Origin of the sequence: Fibrobacter sp. UWOV1, from assembly GCF_900142495.1 — a bacterium.
Taxonomy (GTDB): Bacteria; Fibrobacterota; Fibrobacteria; order Fibrobacterales; family Fibrobacteraceae; genus Fibrobacter.
The window spans coordinates 1-19,920 of the sequence record NZ_FRBA01000014.1 but is presented as its reverse complement, the minus strand read 5'-3'; the positions used below and the strand labels follow the sequence as shown (position 1 = coordinate 19,920).

General features: G+C 51.0%; 15 protein-coding genes and 1 tRNA gene. 5 read left to right on the top strand and 11 right to left on the bottom strand.

Annotation, left to right across the window (positions count from 1 at the left end; translation table 11 throughout):
* Positions 1 to 13: 13 nt before the first annotated feature.
* On the bottom strand, positions 14 to 6,085 hold the full coding sequence (locus BUC02_RS14040; protein WP_175549883.1) for an InlB B-repeat-containing protein: 6,072 nt from the start codon (positions 6,083 to 6,085) through the stop codon (positions 14 to 16).
* Between the two features lie 189 nt (positions 6,086 to 6,274).
* Here BUC02_RS14040 and BUC02_RS14035 point away from each other — a divergent pair, with 189 nt between their 5' ends.
* Positions 6,275 to 7,312 (top strand): hypothetical protein, encoded by a 1,038-nt coding sequence (locus BUC02_RS14035; RefSeq protein WP_073323581.1) that lies wholly within the window; start codon positions 6,275 to 6,277, stop codon positions 7,310 to 7,312.
* 30 nt (positions 7,313 to 7,342) lie between these two features.
* Entirely contained in the window at positions 7,343 to 8,143 is an 801-nt protein-coding gene (locus tag BUC02_RS14030; RefSeq protein WP_073323579.1) for a hypothetical protein, read from the top strand.
* Between the two features lies 1 nt (position 8,144).
* Here BUC02_RS14030 and BUC02_RS14025 read toward each other — a convergent pair whose 3' ends face one another.
* The 5 genes from BUC02_RS14025 to frr all read right to left on the bottom strand — a co-directional run bounded on the left by BUC02_RS14025 (position 8,145) and on the right by frr (position 13,304).
* Positions 8,145 to 9,599, bottom strand: coding sequence for a DEAD/DEAH box helicase (locus BUC02_RS14025; RefSeq protein WP_073323577.1), 1,455 nt, complete (start codon positions 9,597 to 9,599; stop codon positions 8,145 to 8,147).
* A 78-nt stretch (positions 9,600 to 9,677) separates the two neighbouring features.
* Positions 9,678 to 11,033 (bottom strand): polysaccharide deacetylase family protein, encoded by a 1,356-nt coding sequence (locus BUC02_RS14020; protein ID WP_073323575.1) that lies wholly within the window; start codon positions 11,031 to 11,033, stop codon positions 9,678 to 9,680.
* Positions 11,034 to 11,173: 140 nt separating this feature from the next.
* Positions 11,174 to 12,055, bottom strand: a complete 882-nt coding sequence (locus tag BUC02_RS14015) for a phosphatidate cytidylyltransferase (RefSeq protein ID WP_073323572.1) — start codon at positions 12,053 to 12,055, stop codon at positions 11,174 to 11,176.
* Positions 12,048 to 12,758 (bottom strand): isoprenyl transferase, encoded by a 711-nt coding sequence (locus BUC02_RS14010; protein ID WP_073323570.1) that lies wholly within the window; start codon positions 12,756 to 12,758, stop codon positions 12,048 to 12,050. Before BUC02_RS14010 ends, BUC02_RS14015 begins: the two co-directional genes overlap by 8 nt.
* 12 nt (positions 12,759 to 12,770) lie before the next feature.
* Complete coding sequence (frr, locus tag BUC02_RS14005) at positions 12,771 to 13,304, bottom strand: ribosome recycling factor (RefSeq protein WP_072799877.1); 534 nt, start codon at positions 13,302 to 13,304, stop codon at positions 12,771 to 12,773.
* A gap of 119 nt (positions 13,305 to 13,423) precedes the next feature.
* Here frr and rimO point away from each other — a divergent pair, with 119 nt between their 5' ends.
* Positions 13,424 to 14,734: a 30S ribosomal protein S12 methylthiotransferase RimO gene (rimO, locus tag BUC02_RS14000; protein WP_073323568.1), complete on the top strand. Its 1,311-nt coding sequence runs from the start codon at positions 13,424 to 13,426 to the stop codon at positions 14,732 to 14,734.
* Between the two features lie 21 nt (positions 14,735 to 14,755).
* A tRNA-Arg gene (locus tag BUC02_RS13995) sits at positions 14,756 to 14,829 on the top strand.
* A 47-nt stretch (positions 14,830 to 14,876) separates the two neighbouring features.
* Here the strand turns inward: BUC02_RS13995 and BUC02_RS13990 are convergent.
* The 4 genes from BUC02_RS13990 to purD form a co-directional block, all read right to left on the bottom strand.
* On the bottom strand, positions 14,877 to 15,899 hold the full coding sequence (locus tag BUC02_RS13990) for a hypothetical protein (RefSeq protein ID WP_073323566.1): 1,023 nt from the start codon (positions 15,897 to 15,899) through the stop codon (positions 14,877 to 14,879).
* Between the two features lie 115 nt (positions 15,900 to 16,014).
* Positions 16,015 to 16,875, bottom strand: a complete 861-nt coding sequence (locus BUC02_RS13985; protein ID WP_083564610.1) for a DUF3108 domain-containing protein — start codon at positions 16,873 to 16,875, stop codon at positions 16,015 to 16,017.
* Between the two features lie 82 nt (positions 16,876 to 16,957).
* Positions 16,958 to 17,437, bottom strand: a complete 480-nt coding sequence (gene purE, locus BUC02_RS13980) for a 5-(carboxyamino)imidazole ribonucleotide mutase (protein ID WP_072813314.1) — start codon at positions 17,435 to 17,437, stop codon at positions 16,958 to 16,960.
* Positions 17,438 to 17,451: 14 nt separating this feature from the next.
* The gene (gene purD, locus BUC02_RS13975) at positions 17,452 to 18,744 is read right to left on the bottom strand and encodes a phosphoribosylamine--glycine ligase (RefSeq protein WP_073323564.1); all 1,293 of its coding nucleotides are present in this window, start codon (positions 18,742 to 18,744) and stop codon (positions 17,452 to 17,454) included.
* Between the two features lie 125 nt (positions 18,745 to 18,869).
* On the opposite strand from purD, the gene BUC02_RS13970 reads away from it, so the two are divergent.
* Positions 18,870 to 19,394, top strand: coding sequence for a hypothetical protein (locus BUC02_RS13970; RefSeq protein WP_073323562.1), 525 nt, complete (start codon positions 18,870 to 18,872; stop codon positions 19,392 to 19,394).
* A 28-nt stretch (positions 19,395 to 19,422) separates the two neighbouring features.
* Here BUC02_RS13970 and BUC02_RS13965 read toward each other — a convergent pair whose 3' ends face one another.
* Positions 19,423 to 19,758: a hypothetical protein gene (locus tag BUC02_RS13965; protein ID WP_073323560.1), complete on the bottom strand. Its 336-nt coding sequence runs from the start codon at positions 19,756 to 19,758 to the stop codon at positions 19,423 to 19,425.
* Positions 19,759 to 19,920: the final 162 nt, after the last annotated feature.

Sequence of the window (19,920 nt, the reverse complement as noted above, 5' to 3'; positions counted from 1 at the left end):
TCAGGATGACAAGCTACTTAACGTTCACCTGGACGGCGTCCTTGTTTACACGCACGGTGTAACTGCCCGACTTGGGCACTTCTACACGCTGCGAGCCGTTCGACACCACACCACGCTTTACAACGCGGCCATCCATGTCGAACACGGCGTAACGGGCTCCCATCTGTGCCTCTTCAATGCTGAAGGCTCGAGAATCAAGCACCACATTGAAGCGGACAGAGACTCGCTTAAAGATCGCCACATACACGCCATCCACAAGTTTCCAGCCGTTGAACGTATACTTCACGCCATTCTTGGCGAAGTCCTTCGGCAAAACGCTACGTAGGGCGCGTTCGATTGTCGTGTCGGCACGATCCGTGTAAATAACCACGATTTCGCCCTTCTCGCCATTGGCATTGACTTCCTTTTCACCATAGGTGTCGTAACGAAGCGTCTTGATAAAGTACGGATACAGGCTCTTGTTGCCAAAATCACCTTCGCGCATGGCCTTCACATGGTTGCCGCGGCCCTTGGTCTTTGTATACCAGCCCTTGAACACCCAAGTCGTATCAGACGTCATGACCGCATCCGGGAGCTTCGCGACCTTGCCGTAAACGTAGCCTTCGAATTCTTCCGTAAGCTCTGCGCCTTCGGGCAAGTGGAAATTGATCTTGAAGACCAATTCTTCCTTCGAGAAGATCGGAACATAGTTGCCCGTCTTCGAATCCTGTTTCCAGCCAACGAGCGAGTACGAAGTATCCTTAGGCGTCACCTTGATAGGCGGCAAATGATTCGTAAGGGCGTTACCAATCTTATTGTTAATCTGGGCATTTGTATCCTTCGGGCGAATCATCACATGAATGGTATCGGTCGGAGAATCACCGTATTGCGCGGCAATTTCAACCACAATCAATTCACCCTTGAATTCAGGTTCATACTCTCCGGTAGAATCATTCTTCACCCAAACGAGCACATAGTTCGAATCACCATCGCTCGGCTTGGTCGGCAAATCGAGACCTCTATCATTGAACGTGCTGTCGATTCTCTGTACAATTTCACTGTACGTATCCGTTACGTGAATCACGACATCGATCGTTTCTTTAGGATTCTTCTGGTAAACCACCTGAATCGTGTCGAGCTTGACCGTAGCGTCAAATACCGGTTCATACATGCCCGAGCCCAGGTTCTTTGCCCAGCCGGCAAAGGCATAGGTAGAGTCGTCATCAGCAGCCTTCGTCGGCAGCGGAATCGGCGGCACATGATTTTCGAGGGCATCGTTAATCTTCGCATTCACTTCGGAATCGGAATCCTTTTCGCCGACAACCACGTGGATCGTGTCGCCGGCATCGTTGTACTTGACCGCGATTTCAGGCGGAAGAATAACCAAGCGACCATCCGTTACATCAAAAGTAACGTCGAAGTTCGCATTCTTGTTCGCGAAGTTCTTAACTTCGAGCCCCATCGGGTAATTGCCGCTTCGAGTCTTACGAACGACAGAATCTCCGCTGAACTCGATATCGCTTACAGAATAAAGACTATTGTCCATCTTCAAGCTGTAACCCGAAATCACCTGTTCCCAACCATTGTAGGCATAGGTATTGGTGTTACCCTTGATTGTCACATTCACAGGAGACTTGGTCACCTGAAGCTTACCGATTACCGGCGCGTCAACGATATAGTTTGCAGCCGTATCCGTATTCGCCTTAAGAACATAGGTAAAGGCATTCTCGCTGCTACCAGCATTCGTCTGCGTGCCGGTTACCGTAAAGATAAAGCCTTCGTCGGGAGCAAAGCCGTCGCCACCAACATTGATTGCGTCATTTGTCAGCGGAGTGCCATCATACACCTTGGTTGCAGAGGCAGACGTCAACGTCACATGGCGTTTTTCAATCGTCAACTTACCCAGAACAACAGTCACATCGTAGTTCGGGTTAGGCGTATAGCTCACCGCAATGGAGTCCACATTTTCGCCAGCATTCTTGACCGACGGATTCAAGCGGTAATACCTGAGTTCGCCCAAATCGCCTTCGGCTCCATCAGCCAAGCCCGACACAGTACCAATCAAAGCAGGATCCGCATCGCCGTAGAGCTTAACGGCATCTTTCATCCGAATCTCGACTTGAGCCTTTGTCACCGTGAGGGTTCCGAGGTCTTCGACAATCTGATAGTTCTTGGGATTTACAGAACCCCAAGTAATCTTATATTCATTTGTAGAAGAGCCGACCATTTTCTGGCTACCCGTCACCTCAATTGTGGGTTTTTCTCCATTCTTAAGTCCAGTAACGATTGGAACATCCTTGACAAGAGGCGCTCCATCGTAAGACTTCGTGCCAGATTCAGTCTTAATGTTGAGTACCGCTTTCTTCACCGTCAAGAACGCATCGTACGTATTGACTACATATTTAGAAGTCACATCCGTAGAACCGTTCATCACCTTGAAAGACTTCACCCGGGCAATTACGGATCCCACATCCTTAATCGAACCGGACAGTTCAACAACCGGCTCATCACCCGGCTCAAACGCACCATTCGTCTCGTAAGTCGTTGTCAAAGGAGTTCCATCATATTCCTTGGATTTACTCTTCACTTCGACAGTAACAATAATCTTATCGGTAATTACCAGCTTCGCCGTTTTTTCTTGAGTCTTATTGTAATTCGGGTTGGTAGCAATCACTTTAACTGTATGTTCTCCAACTCCCGACGCCACAAGAGAGCTCAAGTCATCCGTCCATTCTCCGGCACCATCCAGCTGGTACTTGAATGTCGTTCCCGGGACATCGCTATAGGCACCACGCGTCATGGAATGCGGATTGCCATCATCCGTCACGTGTTCATCGGCGAAAACAACATCGAAGTCGCCATCGCTCTTCTTAACAACAAATTTCTTGGTCGGCGGAGCAATACTGCCTATGGTATAGTTATCTGTCACGTCGTTGCCGTCGGCATCCAAAATTTTCACCTTAGCAGGATCCGTCATAACCGGGTCATAGCCATCTTCACGCCATTCGAGAGCATCTACAGTGTAGCCCACATTGTGCGAATGGCCCGCGATCAAGCCACTTGTCTTGGAGCTGCCCTTAACATGGATAGAGTCTCCCGTATACGTTTCCGGCGGGATATTATCCGTGGTAAAGTTAACCAGCTTCGGATTCACACTGACAGATCCGCTTTCTTTGAACACGACATTGAACGCACTGGTTACAGTATCGCCCGTCGTCGTATTTACGATGATAAAGCCAACAATCTTTGCATCAATCGGTCCATCCTTCACATTCTTGATAGAATCCGTAATTGCATAGCCCTTGTATCCGCCCGGAACGCCCGTTATAGAGACCTTGGCACCGCAGTTCTTTCCATTGTAATCACAGGATTTTTCTTCGGCCATAACCGTTACCACAATCTGGCTCCACTTGGCATAAAGAGTCTTGTTGCCATAGGGAGTCTTGGCCTGGAACTTTGCAATCTTCGAACCACTAAAGTCTTCGGCTTCATACCAGCCTTCAAACTTATAACCCACTCTTGTCGGATCCTTCAAAGCGATTCCGGTAGAATCATCCAAGGTGTAGGTCGCCGGATTTTCGGCATCATTTACGCCACCATTCAACACGTACGTAATTGTATAAGGAACCTTTTTCCAATGCGGGAACAATTGCACGGCCTTGTTGTCCGTATAAAGACCATTCAGTTCATACACCTTGTCACCGTTATCGACTGTAGACCAGCCGTCCTGTTCGTAACCGGGACGTTGATACACGGCCCCCAACAAGTTTATCGCTTCGCCATATTTCTTTACCACGGGAGGAACGTTGTTCACGCCTTCTTCACCAGCCTGATAATTGATGACGAATTCCTTGATTTTCCAGTAAGCATAAAGCGTTATATCGCCGTAAGAACCCTTCGTGACCTGATTAGCAGGATTCGTAAAGGCGCCGTCATAGAACCAACCCTTGAATTCGAGAGTGTCATTATTGATGGTCGGCGCAGCAAAAGTGAAATCCTTTTCAACCGTATAAGTAGTCGGGTTAGCGACATTATTCAATCCGCCATTCAAATTGTAAGTAATGTCGTAAACCATGGGCGTCCACTTGGCATACAACGTGATTGTCGTATCTACCAACGTCTGGAAATTATACTTGTTCTTGCAAGACGGTTCCTTATACCAGCCTTCAAAAACATATCCGATGGCGGTAGGTTCATCAGGAGCCGTCGTGTGTTCGCCTTCGGCAACAAGTTTGTCGGCAGGCGCAGTTCCGTGACCTTGCACGTCGAAAATCACCTTGTATTGCGGAGCATCTCTCCATCGAGCATAGAACGTAATATCCTTCGTCGCCACGCCTAGGGTATCAATAACCTGACCCATCTTGGCAAGCGACCAGCCGGCAAAATAATACTTGGCATCACCGACCATATAAACAGACGGGAGTGCTCCTTCTGCAAAACCATCCGTCGTAATGGCCTTATTTTCTACCACCATCTTCGTTAATGTCGCAGAGCTGTCGCCCGTATTGAGGTCAAAGGTAATCTTGTAAAGATTCAGATTTTTCCATACGGCATACACTTTTTTTACGCCATAGACAATTCCCAAATCTCCAAATGCCGTAGCCGTCGGATCCAAAGACCAGCCCACAAAAGCCTTGGTGCTGTCGTAAGTCGGAGTCGAGATTTCATCGGCCGTCAACGGGGTATTGAACTTCAGTTCCTTAGTCGTCTTTGCGCCAGGAGCGAACGAGCCTCCGTTTGCATCGAAGGTAATCAAGAACACCGTTTCCGCATTCAAGTCGCCTTCTCTTTTAGAAACACCGGTAATGGCGATATTTTCTTGATTCGTCCAAAGGCCCGTAGAATCGGAGCAAGTCTTTGTCGATTCATTCCATGTATGTTTATTCAGCAAGCACGCATTTTCTTCTGTATTGACATCAGAAAATCCCTTGGGGTCGCCAATTACATTCACATATACATCGAGGGAACCAACCCAATTATCGTTGTCTAGGGCATCTTCATCGTAATAGCAATGCGACAGAGTAATATCGATCGTTTGGGCTTTTGAAGTGTCTCTGTTATTTACGACTCGGCCAGCTATAGCCCCCTGCGCTCCGATTTCATCCGGATGAGCCTCCAGAGCATCGCCATCATAGACGCTACTTGAAATAGTCACGCCACCACGGATAACACCCGAAATACCACCGACATAGACATCTCGTCCGGACGCTTCAATCGAAACCGTACTCAAGGCATTGCTTATTTTTTTGCCGTTGGTCATTGCACCCAAAATACCGCCAGCACCAACATCTCGACCATTCGTGACGATTTTTCCCGAAGTATAGCAGGTATCAATGGTTCCGCCGGTCATCCAACCGACAATGGGACCCACACTCACCTGGTGCGGGTTTGCCCAGTAATCATTTTTACCGGTCGCATAAATAGTCACCCCATCAAGAATCAGATTCCTTACTGTACCGCTACCGATCACGCCGAACAAGCCCACATTCTGACAATAGGAGGGGTAGCCATGCACCACGTCAAAGACCTGTAACGGGAATTCCTTACTATCGACCTTTAAGTTCTTGATGGTAATACCGTTTCCCAAGAACGTTCCTGTATATTTCGCAGTACCATTACCGGCAGCAATCGGAGTAAACGGAATATTGTTCATATCCAGGTATTCCGCCGTTATCGTGGCATTCATTTCTACATCGGTCGTAAAGTCCCACGCCGATCTCAAATACCCTGTATATGGGCCCTTATTCCAGAGAGCTTTTTTGGCGGGATCCTGATAGTAGGATTCCGGATCCTGCCGGATTGCCGTCATCAAGGCAATAGCAGAATCCTTGAACGCACGAGTCCTATATTCGGGTTTAGAGGTGTCGGCCTCAATGAGACTTATCATCCTCTGCCATTTCGCATTAAGCACATACTTGTTGACAGAATCGGAAAACCACGCCAGGTGCGCAGCCTTTTCAATCACGTAATATTCCTTGCCCCCGATAGTCTGCTTTTGGGGAGCCTCGATATTACCTTTCCAAACATCAGCCCATACAGATTGAAAACCCACCACAAAAACAAGCAGGGAGAGTAACTTTCCGAGAGAAATCTTACCTGTATTCATAAACATTCCTCTAATGCTAGCGTTTTGCCCTTCAACAAAAACAAGGAAAACCACTAGGAATCCTTCTTGAGACAAAACTAATTATTTTTTTTTACAAATTCCATTTTTTTTAATATTTTTTTGCACAAGGGTTATTTTTTTCTTATTTTATGTATCTGAAACCCCATTTATGGGAGCTAATGCACGATTATGAACACGATTCGCAAAATTTTGACTATTAGCAGCGTTTTTGCTGTTCTCGGATTCGCCCAGGGATCCCCTGAACCGCCCCCTGACGATTGGGATACTGATTCTACCGCCTCGGCCAACCAGCCAGAGGCCGCCTTGCAAGATTCTACAGTCAAAGCAGCAGACACCTCTGCCATAGTGGCAGACAGTGCAAAGTCCGCCGACACCGACAAGGTCGCAGCTGCACCGGCAGATACAGCCAAGGCCGACACGACAGCCGCTGACACTGCCGCACCAAAGAAAATGCGCAACAAGATCACTTACGCCGACTACCAGGAAAAGGTCTTGCGTTCTGCCAAGAAGCGCTCCAAGACAATGCACCACGGTTTGAGCCTTATGAGCGCCACATACAACGACAAGAACTACTGGCACATGGACCACGACGCCAATTGGGGCATGGGCATGGGCATGTATTACTTCTACAGACACTACTTTGGCAACTATTTTGGAGTCCAAGGTCGACTGGGTGCACTGTACCGCTATTCCCGCTGGACCTTTGATGTAGACGAACAAGAAGGCAAGCTTTCTACAGGCGAAAAGTACACGCTCAGGCACGAACTTGACCGCAAGTACTACAATTTCTCGGCCGACATGCCGCTGACCGGCAAGTTCGGTTACCACATCAAGGGAACGACCACCTTCTTGTACACCAGCTTGACGCTTGGACTGACCAAGCCCATTTACGAACTGACCGACACCGAGAACAGGCTCTATATGAGCACCAAAGACGAGAAACTCAAGGAAGACCTTGCCCTGTTCGAAAGCGCAGGCGCAACGCCGTTCCCGGCATACGAAAGCCACCAGACAAACAAGTTCTTCTACATGGACGACTGGGAAACGAACAGCTGGATCGGTCTTGGTGTCGAAAGCCGACTCGTGTCCTTCGAAATCCAGATGTTCGCCTTTGGCGGCGCAACCCAGAACGCGAACCACCGGTTCCACAATATCGGACAAGGTTCCCCGACCTGGCGCATGTTCTTAGACTTTAGCATAAGGTAATCAGGTATTATTATGAATCAGAAAAACTTTATGTTGAAACTAGTCTCGATTCCGCTGCTTGCCCTGGCAACGCTTCCGCTTGTTGCATGCGGAGACAACCCCATTGAAGTCGAAGACAAGAAACAAGTTGAATTCTCGATTGAAGTCGGAGCCCAGGACGCCCTGGAGTCCCTCGAATCCTTGCGCGAAAATATCGACAACTACAATTGCTACGACCAGACCAAGCGCTTTACCGACAATTACAAGAAACGCTGCGACCTCTTTATCGACAAGTTCAGGGGCAACAGCGCCGACACCGTGCTGAGCCTTGCCACAATCATCAAGATGGTCAAGAACGAAGACGAATACAACGACAAGGGCAACTACACCGGATCAGACGATGGCCCGATGGTCAACTACCTGCGCTACAACAAGATGCTGAGCATTACGCTTATCAACTACAAGCAGACAGTTGAATCCATTAGCAAGAGCGAAAAACTGGGCGATCCCGAAATCAGGTTCCTGGTCAAGTCTTACATTGACTCCGATCCTTCGGAGTACGACCCGTTTTCTGCAACGATTCTGGATACTGTCGACGTCGACAGATGGGCTGGCGAAAAGAAGATTGCTATCCAGCTGCCCCGCGGTATCGACGCAATCGAGATTTGCCCGGTTCTCAGGGACAAGAACGAACATGACGACTACTACGATGACGAGGACTTGCTGAAGGATTCCGACTGCGTTCCGGTCAAGAACCTGGGATGGGTCGCAGAAAACAATCCGAAACTGCACACGACTACGGGCGAAAAAGCAAGAATCATTTGGGAATGGTTCTTGTACTCGATCGAATAGCTTAATTGCCTTGAGCGCGGCGAGCGGCCTCGGCAGCCTCGCGCATGCGCTTGCGGGCACGCGAGCCGGGACGGTTTTTCCCGATGGTGCGGCGTCCCAACTGATCCTGCGGATTCGCTTGTTGAACGCCTTCGCTCTTTGGAGCGGGGCGTTTTTCGTTTTGCGGTTTATTCTGCGGGCGATTTTGCTGCGGACGCTCCTTTTTGTTACCGGGCTTAGCCTGATTCTGTTTGCCGCGGCTGTTGTCACGACGCGGGAATCCGCGACCGCGTGCATTGCGCATTTCGCTTTCGGGAGTTTCTTTTTGCTGGGGCGGGAGCTTTTCGTAAATCGCCTTGTCGCCTTCGGGAATGCTGATTCGGGTCAGCTTTTCGATGGCGCGTAAATCTTGCTCTTCGTCAGGAGCGCAGAACGAAATCGCGATGCCATCTTTACCCGCGCGGGCGGTACGGCCGATACGGTGCACGAATGTTTCGGGAACATCGGGCAAGTCGTAATTGAACACGTGCGACACATCGTCCACGTCGATTCCGCGGGCGGCAATGTCGGTGGCCACCAGCACGCGAATCTGTTCGCACTTGAAGTTGCCTAAAGCCTGTTGCCTGCGGTTCTGGCTCTTGTTGCCGTGAATGGCGGCACACTTGATGCCCGCCTTTTCGAGCACGCGCGTAATCTTGTCGGCGCCGTGCTTGGTGCGGCTAAAGACCAGCACCTTCTTCATTTCGGGGTGAGCGAGCAGCAGTTCCTTGAGGAGAGCGCCTTTGCGGCGTTTGTCAATGCGGTAGAGTTCTTGATGAATGCGTTCAATCGGAGTGCTCTGCGGCGCCACCTCCACCCTCACTGGGTTCGGGCGCAGGATTGTCGCGGCAAGCTTCGTAATATCGTCGGGCATGGTCGCGCTGAAGAACAGATTCTGGCGGTTCTGCGGCAACAGCGCCACCACCTTGCGGATATCGTGGATGAATCCCATGTCGAGCATGCGGTCCGCTTCGTCGAGCACGAAGAATTCCAAAGCCTTCAAGGACACCGCCTTCTGGTTGATCAAATCAAGCAGGCGACCCGGGGTCGCGACCAAAACGTCTACTCCGCGAATTAAATTGCGTTTTTGGCTCACGTCGCTCACACCGCCGAAAATGCAGGCGGTCGAAATCGCCGTAAACTGGGCATACTGCTTAAAGCATTCTTCTACCTGAATGGCAAGCTCGCGCGTAGGCAAAAGAATCAGCGCGCGACAAGTCTTGGGCGCACGAAATTTCCCCGAATCGAGCAACAGCTGCAAAATCGGGAGAGCAAAGGCGGCCGTCTTCCCCGTGCCCGTCTGGGCGATTCCCAGCAGGTCCTTGCCTTCGAGAAGGCTCGGAATGGAGCGTTCCTGAATCGGAGTGGGCTGTTCATAACCGACAGCGCGAATCGCGCGCTGCAAGGGATTTGCCAGGGGAAGTTCAGAGAAAAGCATATTAATGCCAAATGTAGAAAAAGGGAATCCCTTTTTATCAGGATTCCCTTTTTTCGAGAGAGGTTTTGGTAAAACGGATTAAAGCTTGACCTTGAAGGACTTGCCGCCCACCTTGACAATGTACACGCCCTTGGCGCCCGTGTAAACCTTCTGCACGGCACCGAGACCGCGAGTGGTACGCACCTGGTGACCGAGGCTATTGAACACGGTAATGCTCATGCCCTGAGCGCCGCCGACCACGATGTAGTTGTCAGAGGATCTGTAGACAGAGAGACCGAAGTCGTTCTGGGCTGCAATTTCATTGATTGCAGTCGTGCTGGAAGAGGACTTCGGACCCCACGGATTCGTAGAAGAAGAGCTCTTGGCTTCGCTAGAAGAAGACTTCGGCGGTTCTGCGCTAGAAGAAGATTCCGGAGAAGGACCAGCACCTTCGCCAGCGATAACGATCTCGCCTGCGTTCGGCACGGCGTCGAAGTACACATAGCCGCCGTCAATCTTGGATTCAAGTTTGGCACCTGCCTGCGTCACGTTTGCCGTGGAGCCGCTGTACTTGACGCGCAGGGAGAGCGGGTAGTCATAATTGGAAATGTTGTCCTTGATGTTGTGGGTCAGCTGGACTGTGATGGTGCTACCGCTAGAGGATGCCTGGGCCTTTGATGCCTTGCGTTCCTTGATGTACATGGCAACGTGGCCCATCGGGGCAACCCAGATGTCCTTGTCGTTCTGCTGGGCATACTGGAGGGAGCCTTCCATAGTGCTAGCATCGGTCGGAGAGTAAGTCGCATAGCCGTTTGTGCCCGTTGTAAAGCCGTGCGTCAGGAATGCAACCCAACCGCCTTGTTGAACGGCCTTTTGCATATTGCCCTTAAAATCGCTGGTTCCCTGATTACCGGTCATGAGCGCAGAAACGGCAGCCCAGTTGTTCGGACCATCTTTGCCCATAATATCGGAGCCGCCCTTCCAGCTTCCGTTACAAATTCTTCCGACAACGTAATTCTGAAGAACCTGGGAGTCACCCGGGGTATCGCAGTTCGGGTAAGCCAGCGTAATACAGCCGTATTTCTGCTGAACCTTGCTGTTAAGAGTCTGCTTGGACGATGCAATTTCATTACCGGGCATCGGTTGTCCATTGGGATGACTGTCACTATGGCTTGCGATTTCGTGACCAGAAGAGGCTAGTTGTTTCACTCCATCCCAACTAATCATTCCTTGTCCGCCAACCCAACCTGTAACAATGTTAAAGGTCGCCTTATAGCCGTACTTATCGAACATGGGCAAAGCAACACCTACATCGCTTTGCGGGCCATCGTCAAAAGTGAAGGAAACCGCTGCCTTGCGGAAGCCTGCCCAAGTGGCAATTTCAGCATCCTGAGCAAAAACCATGGAAGAACCCATGGCAATCAGCGCAGCAATAGAAATCTTTTTGTAATTCATACACTCACACCCTTTTTAGTGATTGATTTAATGTTCTACCCCGTTATAATATATATATGGGCTAAAACAATCGCAATAATAGGGCGACAGTATCCGTTGTTAGCAAAAACAACGAATGTAAACGTTCGGAAACGTTTCTGCTAAGCGAGTTTCTGGAAAAAATCCATCAGCAGGTAGAGAGCGGGGGCCGCGAGGTAAAAGGAATCGCAGCGGTCAAGCACTCCACCGTGGCCAACAAACAGGTTGCCGGAATCCTTGGTACCGCTCCAACGCTTGAGTGCAGACATCAAGAGGTCACCCACCTGGCCCGCAACAGTCACCAAGACACCAAGGCCAATAGCCTTTGCAAGGTCTATTTCCACATTGAAGCAACCGAGGGCGGCGCTGCACTTGGCCCAATAAGCCACCCAAGCAACCGTTGCTATAGAACCGGCGACAGAACCTTCCCAGGTCTTTTTCGGGCTGATGCTCGGCGCAAACGGATGACGACCAAAGGGACCCTTGCCTGCCGCAAACTTGCCAAAGAAATAGGCCACCGTATCGCAAAGCCATACACCCGTCATCACAAGAATAAACGGATAGCAATGTTCAAAACCCTGGCCGTTGCCCATCATGAGCACGTTCATGCCGCCCCAAAGCCCTACATAAAGCGGGGCGCCCAGCTGCATCACGAGCCATGGGAACAAGTGGTCAATTTCAACCTTGGCATACGCGACACCAATGTAGATTGCAAAAATCACGAGGAAGGTCATGCCCACCACGTACGGCACGGCAGGCATTCCAAAATAGCCACCCTTGGAAAGAGCCCATGCGAGCGTCAGGGCCAAGGAAGATGCAAACGAAAGGTAGCGGGTATCGGGGCCCTTGTACATTTTGCAGGCCATACCGGCCCATTCCCAAGCACCGACACCAGCCATAAAGCACATCAAGCCAATACGGCTGTAATCGCTGAACCACAGCAAAAAGAATACAATAGGAATGGCGATGAACGCCGTAATTAAACGCTGCGCAAGATTACTCATGCAACACCTTTCCAAAACGTCTTTCTCGAGTATTGAAGAACTCGACGGCCTTCAAGAATTCTTCCTTGGTAAAGTCGGGCCACAGCGTATCGGTTACGTAGAATTCGCTGTAAGCGGCCTGCCAAAGCAGGTAATTCGAAAGCCTGAACTCTCCCCCGGTACGAATCACAAGATCCGGATCGGGAGCTCCTTTTAAATACAAATTCTTAGCGAAGAGCGTCTCGTCGATATCTTCAACCTTGATTGCCCCGGACGCCACTTGCGCGGCTATGGAACGCGTCGCTTCGACAATTTCTTGCCTGCCACCATAAGAGATAGCGAGGTTCAGCTGCATGCCCGTGTTGTTCGCCGTCTTGTCGATGGCGGACTGAAGACTTGTGCGCGGCTTTTCTGGCAAACGGTTCATGTTGCCAATCACCGTAAGCTTCACGTTCTTTTCCATGAGATCGGGAATTTCCTTGACAACCATCTCGATCAAGAGGTTCATCAAGTAATCCACTTCCTTGCTGGGCCTGCCCCAGTTTTCGGAACTGAACACATACAACGTCATGTGTTCAAGTTTCAGGTTCACGCCCACTTCAACGGCATCAATCGTCGCCTGGGTGCCCTTGCGGTGTCCGAGGAAACGTTCAAGACCGCGGCTACGGGCCCAACGCCCGTTGCCATCCATGATAATCGCTACATGTCTAAGCTGATTTGCCACGCAAACCCCGGACTACACCTTGAGGATGTCTGCTTCCTTTTCAGCGAGGAGGCTGTCGATCTGGGCAATAGCCTTGTCGGTAGCCTTCTGGATTTCGTCCTGCTGCTTCTTGACTTCGTCTTCGGGCAGTTCCTTGTTCTTCTTGAGGGCGTCGTTAGCATCGCGGCGGATATTGCGGATTGCCACACGACCTTCTTCGGCATGCTTGCGGGCAATCTTTGCAAGTTCCTGACGGCGTTCCGTGGTAAGAATCGGGAGGCTCACACGAATGCAGTTGCCGTCCTTCATCGGGGTAAGGCCGATGTTTGCAGCAAGGATAGCCTTTTCAATCGGGTCAACCATGGTCTTTTCCCACGGGGACACAAGCAGCATGCGCGGTTCGGGCACAGAAACCTTAGCCACCTGGGAAATCGGAGTCGGCGTACCGTAGTAGTCGATGCGCACGTCGTTCAGGATAGCGGGGCTAGCCTGGCCTGCGCGGATCTTCGAGAATTCACGTTCGGTGGCCTCAATGGCCTTGTTCATTTTATCAGAATAATCTGCCATAATTTTTTGCGTGTTAAAAGGTTTTACTTACCAGTTACTAGTTGCGAAATATAGATAATTGAAAATGTAGGCGCAAAATAAGTAGTGTTTTTGTAAGAGAAAATTCTAAATTTGGCGTTATGCCTACTAAAAAGCCCAAAGTTTTCGTAGTTCATCTAGGATGCGCCAAGAACCAGGTCGATGCAGAAAACCTGGTCGGAGAAATGTTACACGCCGGTTTTGCCACCTGCGACACAGCCGCCAAGGCAGACTACATCCTGGTGAACACCTGCGGTTTTATCGAAGCCGCTAAAGAAGAATCCATCAACGCGATTCTCGCACAAATTAACGGCAAGAAGCCCAAGCAGAAGCTGATTGTGTCGGGCTGCCTTTCGGGCCGCTACGGCGACGAGCTCGTAAAGGAACTGCCCGAAGTCGATTACTGGGTGGGCACCTACAAACCGGGCGAACTTTTGAAGAAGATGGGCATTGTTGCCCCCGCCACTTGCGACGCCGAGAACCTGCCTCGCATGAACCTAGGCGGATTCAAGCACCACGCCTACCTGAAGATTGCCGAAGGCTGCAACCGCCGCTGCGCCTACTGCGCTATCCCGCTGATTCGCGGTAAACAAGTGTCGCGTAGCATCGAAGACATTGTTGCCGAAGCCAAAGAGCTTGAAGCACAGGGTGTCCAGGAAATCACTCTCATCGCCCAGGACACGACTTACTTTGGCCGCGAAAAGGGCAAGAAGGGCGGCACGCTCGCCCAGCTTTTACGAGCCATTCTCGACAACACAAACATTCCGTGGATCCGCACGCTTTACTGGTACCCGATGTTCGTGGACGATGAACTTTTGGACCTGATGGCAAGCGAACCGCGCCTGGTGAAGTACGTGGACATGCCCATACAGCATGCCAGCGACAACGTGCTCAAGAACATGAAGCGCAATTACCGCAAAAAGGAACTCGTCGATATTCTGCACAAGATTCGCGAGCGCATTCCGGGCGTTACGCTGCGCACCACGGTGCTTGTCGGATTCCCCGGCGAAACCCACGAAGACTTTGAAGAACTGATGGAACTGTTGGAAGACATTCAGTTCGATCACTTGGGCGGATTCGTATTCAGTCCCGAAGAAGGCACCCCCGTGATGGAGATGGACTTGCCTGCAGTCGACGAAAGCGAAGCCCGCGCAAGGCTCGACGCCGTAAACGATTTGCAAGAAGAACTTGATGCCGAACACGCCGAGGCGATGATCGGAAAGAAAGTCCGCATTATCATCGACCAGGTTGCCGAAGAAAGCGAATACCACTTTTACGGACGCACCGAAGGCAACTCCATGGAAAACGACGATATCGTGAAGGTGCTCGAAGGTGATGCCGACGTAGGTGAATTCCGCGATGCGCTCGTGGTAGATGCCGAACCGCATGAACTGATTGTGAAGCTGGTGTAATTTACTATCTTTGCACCACACGCCCTTGTAGCTCAGTTGGATAGAGTGTCAGCCTCCGAAGTTGAAGGTCATGCGTTCGAATCGCATCAAGGGTATAAAAAAGGCTCCTCATCGAGGAGCCTTTTTCAATGTCATTCAGGACTTAGCGACCGGCGACGCCAGAGCGGGCTCTAGCCTTTTCACGTTCGCGGCGGCGCTTTTCGGTGTCATCCGGGAAGAGTTCCGGCAGAGCGTAACCGATAGCGATACCGAAGACGATGCCTGTCTTGCTCATACCTTTCGGGTCCACCACGCGGGAACCCCATTCACCCGTTTCGCCATCAGCCAGCCAAATGTTCTGGTAATTGCCTTCCAAGTCCATCATCGGAGTTTCTAGCTTACGGAAGCTCGGGTTATCCGTTTCCTGGTCGCCCTGACCGGTGCTTGCATAATAGGTCTTCGGAGTCTTGGCAAGCTTCGGTGCATAGTACATACCGATAGAGAACTGCAAGTAATACCATTCGTTGGTCAGGTAGGTGATAAGGGCGTCAAACTGGAAGCCATCCACCTTGATCAAAGCACGGGTCTTGCTTTCGTCGGGAACGATGTCATGGTCAAAGTACACGGTACCGTAAGACACAGACACGCCCAAATGGAGCGGATTCTTGGGGAACAGATAGTAGTTCAAGCCAACCTTGTAACCCGTACCGCCTTCAAGATCCCATTCGTCGAAATCGTTGTCAGTTCCCTTCGGCACGAAACCGAAAGAACCGTAAAGAGCCAAATGGAACGGCAAAATGTATTCAATGCCGGCACCAAGACCCATACCCATACCGGTTTCGCCCATAATCGGGTAACGGGAACCCATACCGATCTGGAAAATCAAGCGGTTGCGCAACCAGTCACGGCGACGTTCTGAGTTCGCGTATTCATCGAGACGCTGCTCTTCTTCAAACTTCTTGCGTTCGGCCATTTCACGACGCTGGGCAGAGTTAATACCAACGTCATAGACTTCTTCCTCTTCTTCGTCATCGCCAGTGGCCATGGAAGCATGCGGAGCAGCGTCACCTTCTTCTTGAGCAGAGGCGGGGGCAGAAATAAAGCCTTCATCGTCCTCGTCAAAGTCGTCTTGCGCCCAAGACAAGAAGGCGGTCAAACATAAAGACAAAAGTACTTTCTTAAACATGAAAAAGCCTCAGATTATATAATCGCATTTGCGAATATAACTTTTAAGCGAGCAAATCGCACGAAACTTAATGTAAAAAAAGCAAAAAACACGCTTTTCGAAGGTTTTTTGGGCATTATTTGGCCTCAAGCAATTTAGCCTTGATAGAACCAAGCGCAATTTCGCACTCCATAAGTACCGGAATGCGGCGTTCGTCATCGGTGAGCCATATAAAAATGCGCCCTTTGGAGACAAAAATGCCGTCGCCATCGAGAACGGGTTCCACTTTAATGCAGGGGACTTCGCCAAAAATGCTCTCGATCTTTTCGCGACCGTGTACAATGACCTTAAGTTCGTAGCGTTTTTTGCCACTCACCGCCGAAAAACGGGAAGTCTCCCCCACCTTGAGCGGGAGGGTTCGCACCAAGTAGAACGCCGACATAATGCTATGTTCTTCGCCCTGAATAGTGACTGCCGTATCGGCGGAGCGCTTGGTCTTGCGGGTTTTCATATCGGTGAACACGGTGTCCGAAAGCCAGGCCTTTTCACCCTTGCGGTCAAAGCGGATAACAGACGTGTTGTGGAACGAGCCCTCGTGGAGTCGCTTGCGGAACACTTCGGTCATGAGTCCCTTGTTACGCACGCGGGTGTACACCGTATCGTTTACCGGGTAAATTCGATTGATGGTCTTGTTGCCCGTCGCATGCGTCAGGAGCTCCGTCTTGCCGCCAGCAATCGGCTTGACCTCGAGAGTCGCAGTACCTGCCGTAATGAACCCCCAACCAAGGCTGAAGGTCAAGCGTTCTCCCTTCATCCACGGGGCGTTGACCTCAGGAAGGTTGGGCTCACCGGCGAAAGACGCCGCCACGAGGAATGCCGTGAGAAAGACGATAGACGACAACTGCGTAAAGCGAGAGTCGCGACCAACGAAGTTGGGCATGACCGAGCTGAACAGTTGGTACATGAGCGAAGCGAATGTACAAAGACGAGAGAGCATAAAAGAATGTGAGGTGTGTAATGTGTGATGTGTGATGCGAAATATCTAATTCCACATTTCACATTACACATTCCACATTGTGTTACCCTTCAATATCTCCGAGACTCTTGCGGTAGGCGATGAGCTTCTCGCGGACTGCCGGGTCTGCGATGGCAACGATGTGGGCGGCGAGGTAACCGGCATTCTTGCCGTTGCCGATGCCGACTGTTGCCACCGGGATTCCCGGGGGCATCTGCACGATAGAGTGCAGGGCATCGACGCCGTTGAGGGGGCCGCCGGCGCAGGGCAGGCCAATGACCGGAAGAATCGTGTGCCCTGCGAGCACGCCCGGGAGGGCTGCAGCGAGGCCCGCGACACCGATGAGGACCTGGAGGCCTCGCCCGGCGGCTTCGCGAGCATACTTCGCGGTGGCGTTCGGGGTGCGGTGCGCGGAGAGAATGTTGTATTCCCACACGATGCCGAAGCTGTCGAGCACCGCGGTAATCTTATCTACAGTTTCCTGATCGGACTTGCTACCCGCAACGATACCGACCTTTGCATTTGGAACTTCATTAATCTGCATTTTCAATTCCTTTTTTATTTGCCCATTTTCGCAAGACGGGCCAACCCCTTCTTGCCGATGTCCTTGCGGTAGAACTTGCCTTCGAACTGAACCTTTTCGGCGGCTTCGTAAGCGATGTCGAGAGCGGCCTGGAGCGTTTCGCCATGGCCCACCACGCCGAACACGCGACCACCGTTGGTCACCAACTTGCCGTCGACCATCTTGGTACCGGCATGGAGCACCTGGGCGCCGTTCTTTTCTGCGTCCTCGATACCCGTGACGACCTTGCCCTTTTCGTAGGAACCCGGATAACCGGCGCTGGCGAGCACGACGATTGCGGAGCTGCCCTTCGGAGCCTTCGGGGCACCGAGCTTTGCGAGTTCGCCCTTTTCGGCAGCATCAAACAACGCGAGCACGTCGCCGTCATAGAGCGGAAGCACAATCTGGCATTCGGGGTCGCCGAGGCGGCAGTTGTATTCCACCACCTTCGGGCCCTTCGCAGTCACCATGATGCCCACGTAGAGCACGCCCGTGTAGGGTTTGCCTTCGGCAGCCATGCCCTTGAGGGTCGGTTCAATAATTGTCTTCTTCACTTCGTCGAGGAGAGCGTCCGTCACGACCGGAGCCGGGCTGTAAGCGCCCATGCCACCCGTGTTCGGGCCCTTGTCGTCGTCAAAGACGCGCTTGTGGTCCTGGGCAGAAGAAAGAATCACGTAGTCCTTGCCATCGCAAACCACAAAGATGGAGGCTTCTTCGCCGTCCATGAATTCTTCAATCACGACCGTCTTGCCGGATTCACCGAACACGGCCTTGTCGCCGAGCATTTCTTCCACAGCGTCATTCGCTTCCTTGTCGGTCATGCAGACGATAGCGCCCTTGCCCGCAGCGAGGCCCGACGCCTTCACCACGATCGGAGCCGGGTGTTCGGCGAGGAACTTCTTGGCGGAGGCGAGATCGGTGAAGGTCTCGAAGGCTGCCGTCGGCACGTTGTACTTCTTCATGATATCCTTGCTGAAGGCCTTGGAGCCTTCGAGCGCGGCAGCAGCCGCAGTCGGGCCGAAAGCACGCAGCCCGCGACGGCGGAATTCATCCACCACGCCCGCGACCAGCGGAATTTCGGGGCCGATGACCGCGAGGTCGATATGCTCTGCTACGGCGAGGTCGGCGATAGCCTTCGGGTCGGCTACATCCACCGGCACGCACTTGCCGAGGTTTGCCATGCCCGGGTTGCCCGGAGCGCACACGAGAGTGTCGCACAGCGGCGACTTCTTGACTGCAAGAGCGATGGCATGTTCGCGACCACCGCTACCAACGACGAGAATATTCATAAGCGAGTCCTTTACTGTTACGAAGGATAATGTAGAAAAATGCATTATAAGAAATTTGCCAACATACAGAATAATGTATAATTAGAGTTATCCAAGCCCCTCAACACGTCACCTCTGGAGAAAATATGAAAAGAACTCGTTACTGGGCACTCGCAATCTTATCCATTATCGCCATATCAATTTGCGGCTGCGCACCAGCAATATCCTATCATGCTCTACCCAGCATTTCCCAAGAAGCAACTTCAGCCCCCGAAGCATGTATTTTCCTTGCCGTTGACGATGCAGCACATTATGACGGCATTCACAACGCCATTGGCATCAGAAATGACAGTTTGTATTTTGAATACAACATCTACAAGAAAACAGATGACAGCCAAGATTATCAAAAGTACGAAACAATTCATATTTCAAAAAAGCCGCATGACATTAAAGCCAAATTCTTCCCATACCGCGATAAGAACGGCACCATTAACGACCGCTATATGATAAAGCCTATTTCCAACAACGAAGAGTTAGACGCCATTCCTTTAACATACTACACAACTGATTCAACCTATTTCGCACAAATTGAGCATCGTTCAATGGAATCGTCCGAAGCAAATACAAGGCTTTACAATCTAATTCTTTACGTCGAAAACGTTTCAAAATAGATAGTGCAGCGTTCCGCTGCATTTTTTTTCAAAATGCCCAGTATAGGCCCAAGCTCCCTAAAGCAGTTATACCTAGGCCACCACCAAGCATCGCACCTCCGTTATCGCCCCCGTCCTTGAGTTCCGCTGCCCCCATCACACCCCAAGAAAACCCGAAAATAACAAGCATAAACGAAATCACACTCACAAAGGGTTTAAAGAAACTGAAATCAGCCTCCGATCTTTCATTATAGTCAAAATCGTCGGAGGACATAGTCCCTTCATATTCCTGCATCGACAGAACCAGCGGAGGGTTCAGCGACACAGCAAAAGAACTCGTTGTCACCAGCGAAAGAGTCAAAAGGAACACTGCTAAAAATTTCATATAGTTTCTACCTTCTCCATAAAATCCACGAGACTCCAGTTGTCGATTTTACGTTGAATCATCAGTTTGTCTTATACTGAAAAAAGTTGACACTACTCAAAAAAGCAGGAGTAGTGCCAATGAAGACAAAACAGGTAATAAAGAGAGTCGCGGAATACGACC

What these genes read in the sequence shown, in the direction of transcription:
- BUC02_RS14040 (WP_175549883.1), bottom strand. Translation starts at nt 6,085, where the DNA reads ATGAATACAGGTAAGATTTCTCTCGGAAAGTTACTCTCCCTGCTTGTT.
- BUC02_RS14035 (WP_073323581.1), top strand. Translation starts at nt 6,275, where the DNA reads ATGAACACGATTCGCAAAATTTTGACTATTAGCAGCGTTTTTGCTGTT.
- BUC02_RS14030 (WP_073323579.1), top strand. Translation starts at nt 7,343, where the DNA reads ATGTTGAAACTAGTCTCGATTCCGCTGCTTGCCCTGGCAACGCTTCCG.
- BUC02_RS14025 (WP_073323577.1), bottom strand. Translation starts at nt 9,599, where the DNA reads ATGCTTTTCTCTGAACTTCCCCTGGCAAATCCCTTGCAGCGCGCGATT.
- BUC02_RS14020 (WP_073323575.1), bottom strand. Translation starts at nt 11,033, where the DNA reads ATGAATTACAAAAAGATTTCTATTGCTGCGCTGATTGCCATGGGTTCT.
- BUC02_RS14015 (WP_073323572.1), bottom strand. Translation starts at nt 12,055, where the DNA reads ATGAGTAATCTTGCGCAGCGTTTAATTACGGCGTTCATCGCCATTCCT.
- frr (WP_072799877.1), bottom strand. Translation starts at nt 13,304, where the DNA reads ATGGCAGATTATTCTGATAAAATGAACAAGGCCATTGAGGCCACCGAA.
- rimO (WP_073323568.1), top strand. Translation starts at nt 13,424, where the DNA reads ATGCCTACTAAAAAGCCCAAAGTTTTCGTAGTTCATCTAGGATGCGCC.
- BUC02_RS13990 (WP_073323566.1), bottom strand. Translation starts at nt 15,899, where the DNA reads ATGTTTAAGAAAGTACTTTTGTCTTTATGTTTGACCGCCTTCTTGTCT.
- BUC02_RS13985 (WP_083564610.1), bottom strand. Translation starts at nt 16,875, where the DNA reads ATGCTCTCTCGTCTTTGTACATTCGCTTCGCTCATGTACCAACTGTTC.
- purE (WP_072813314.1), bottom strand. Translation starts at nt 17,437, where the DNA reads ATGCAGATTAATGAAGTTCCAAATGCAAAGGTCGGTATCGTTGCGGGT.
- purD (WP_073323564.1), bottom strand. Translation starts at nt 18,744, where the DNA reads ATGAATATTCTCGTCGTTGGTAGCGGTGGTCGCGAACATGCCATCGCT.
- BUC02_RS13970 (WP_073323562.1), top strand. Translation starts at nt 18,870, where the DNA reads ATGAAAAGAACTCGTTACTGGGCACTCGCAATCTTATCCATTATCGCC.
- BUC02_RS13965 (WP_073323560.1), bottom strand. Translation starts at nt 19,758, where the DNA reads ATGAAATTTTTAGCAGTGTTCCTTTTGACTCTTTCGCTGGTGACAACG.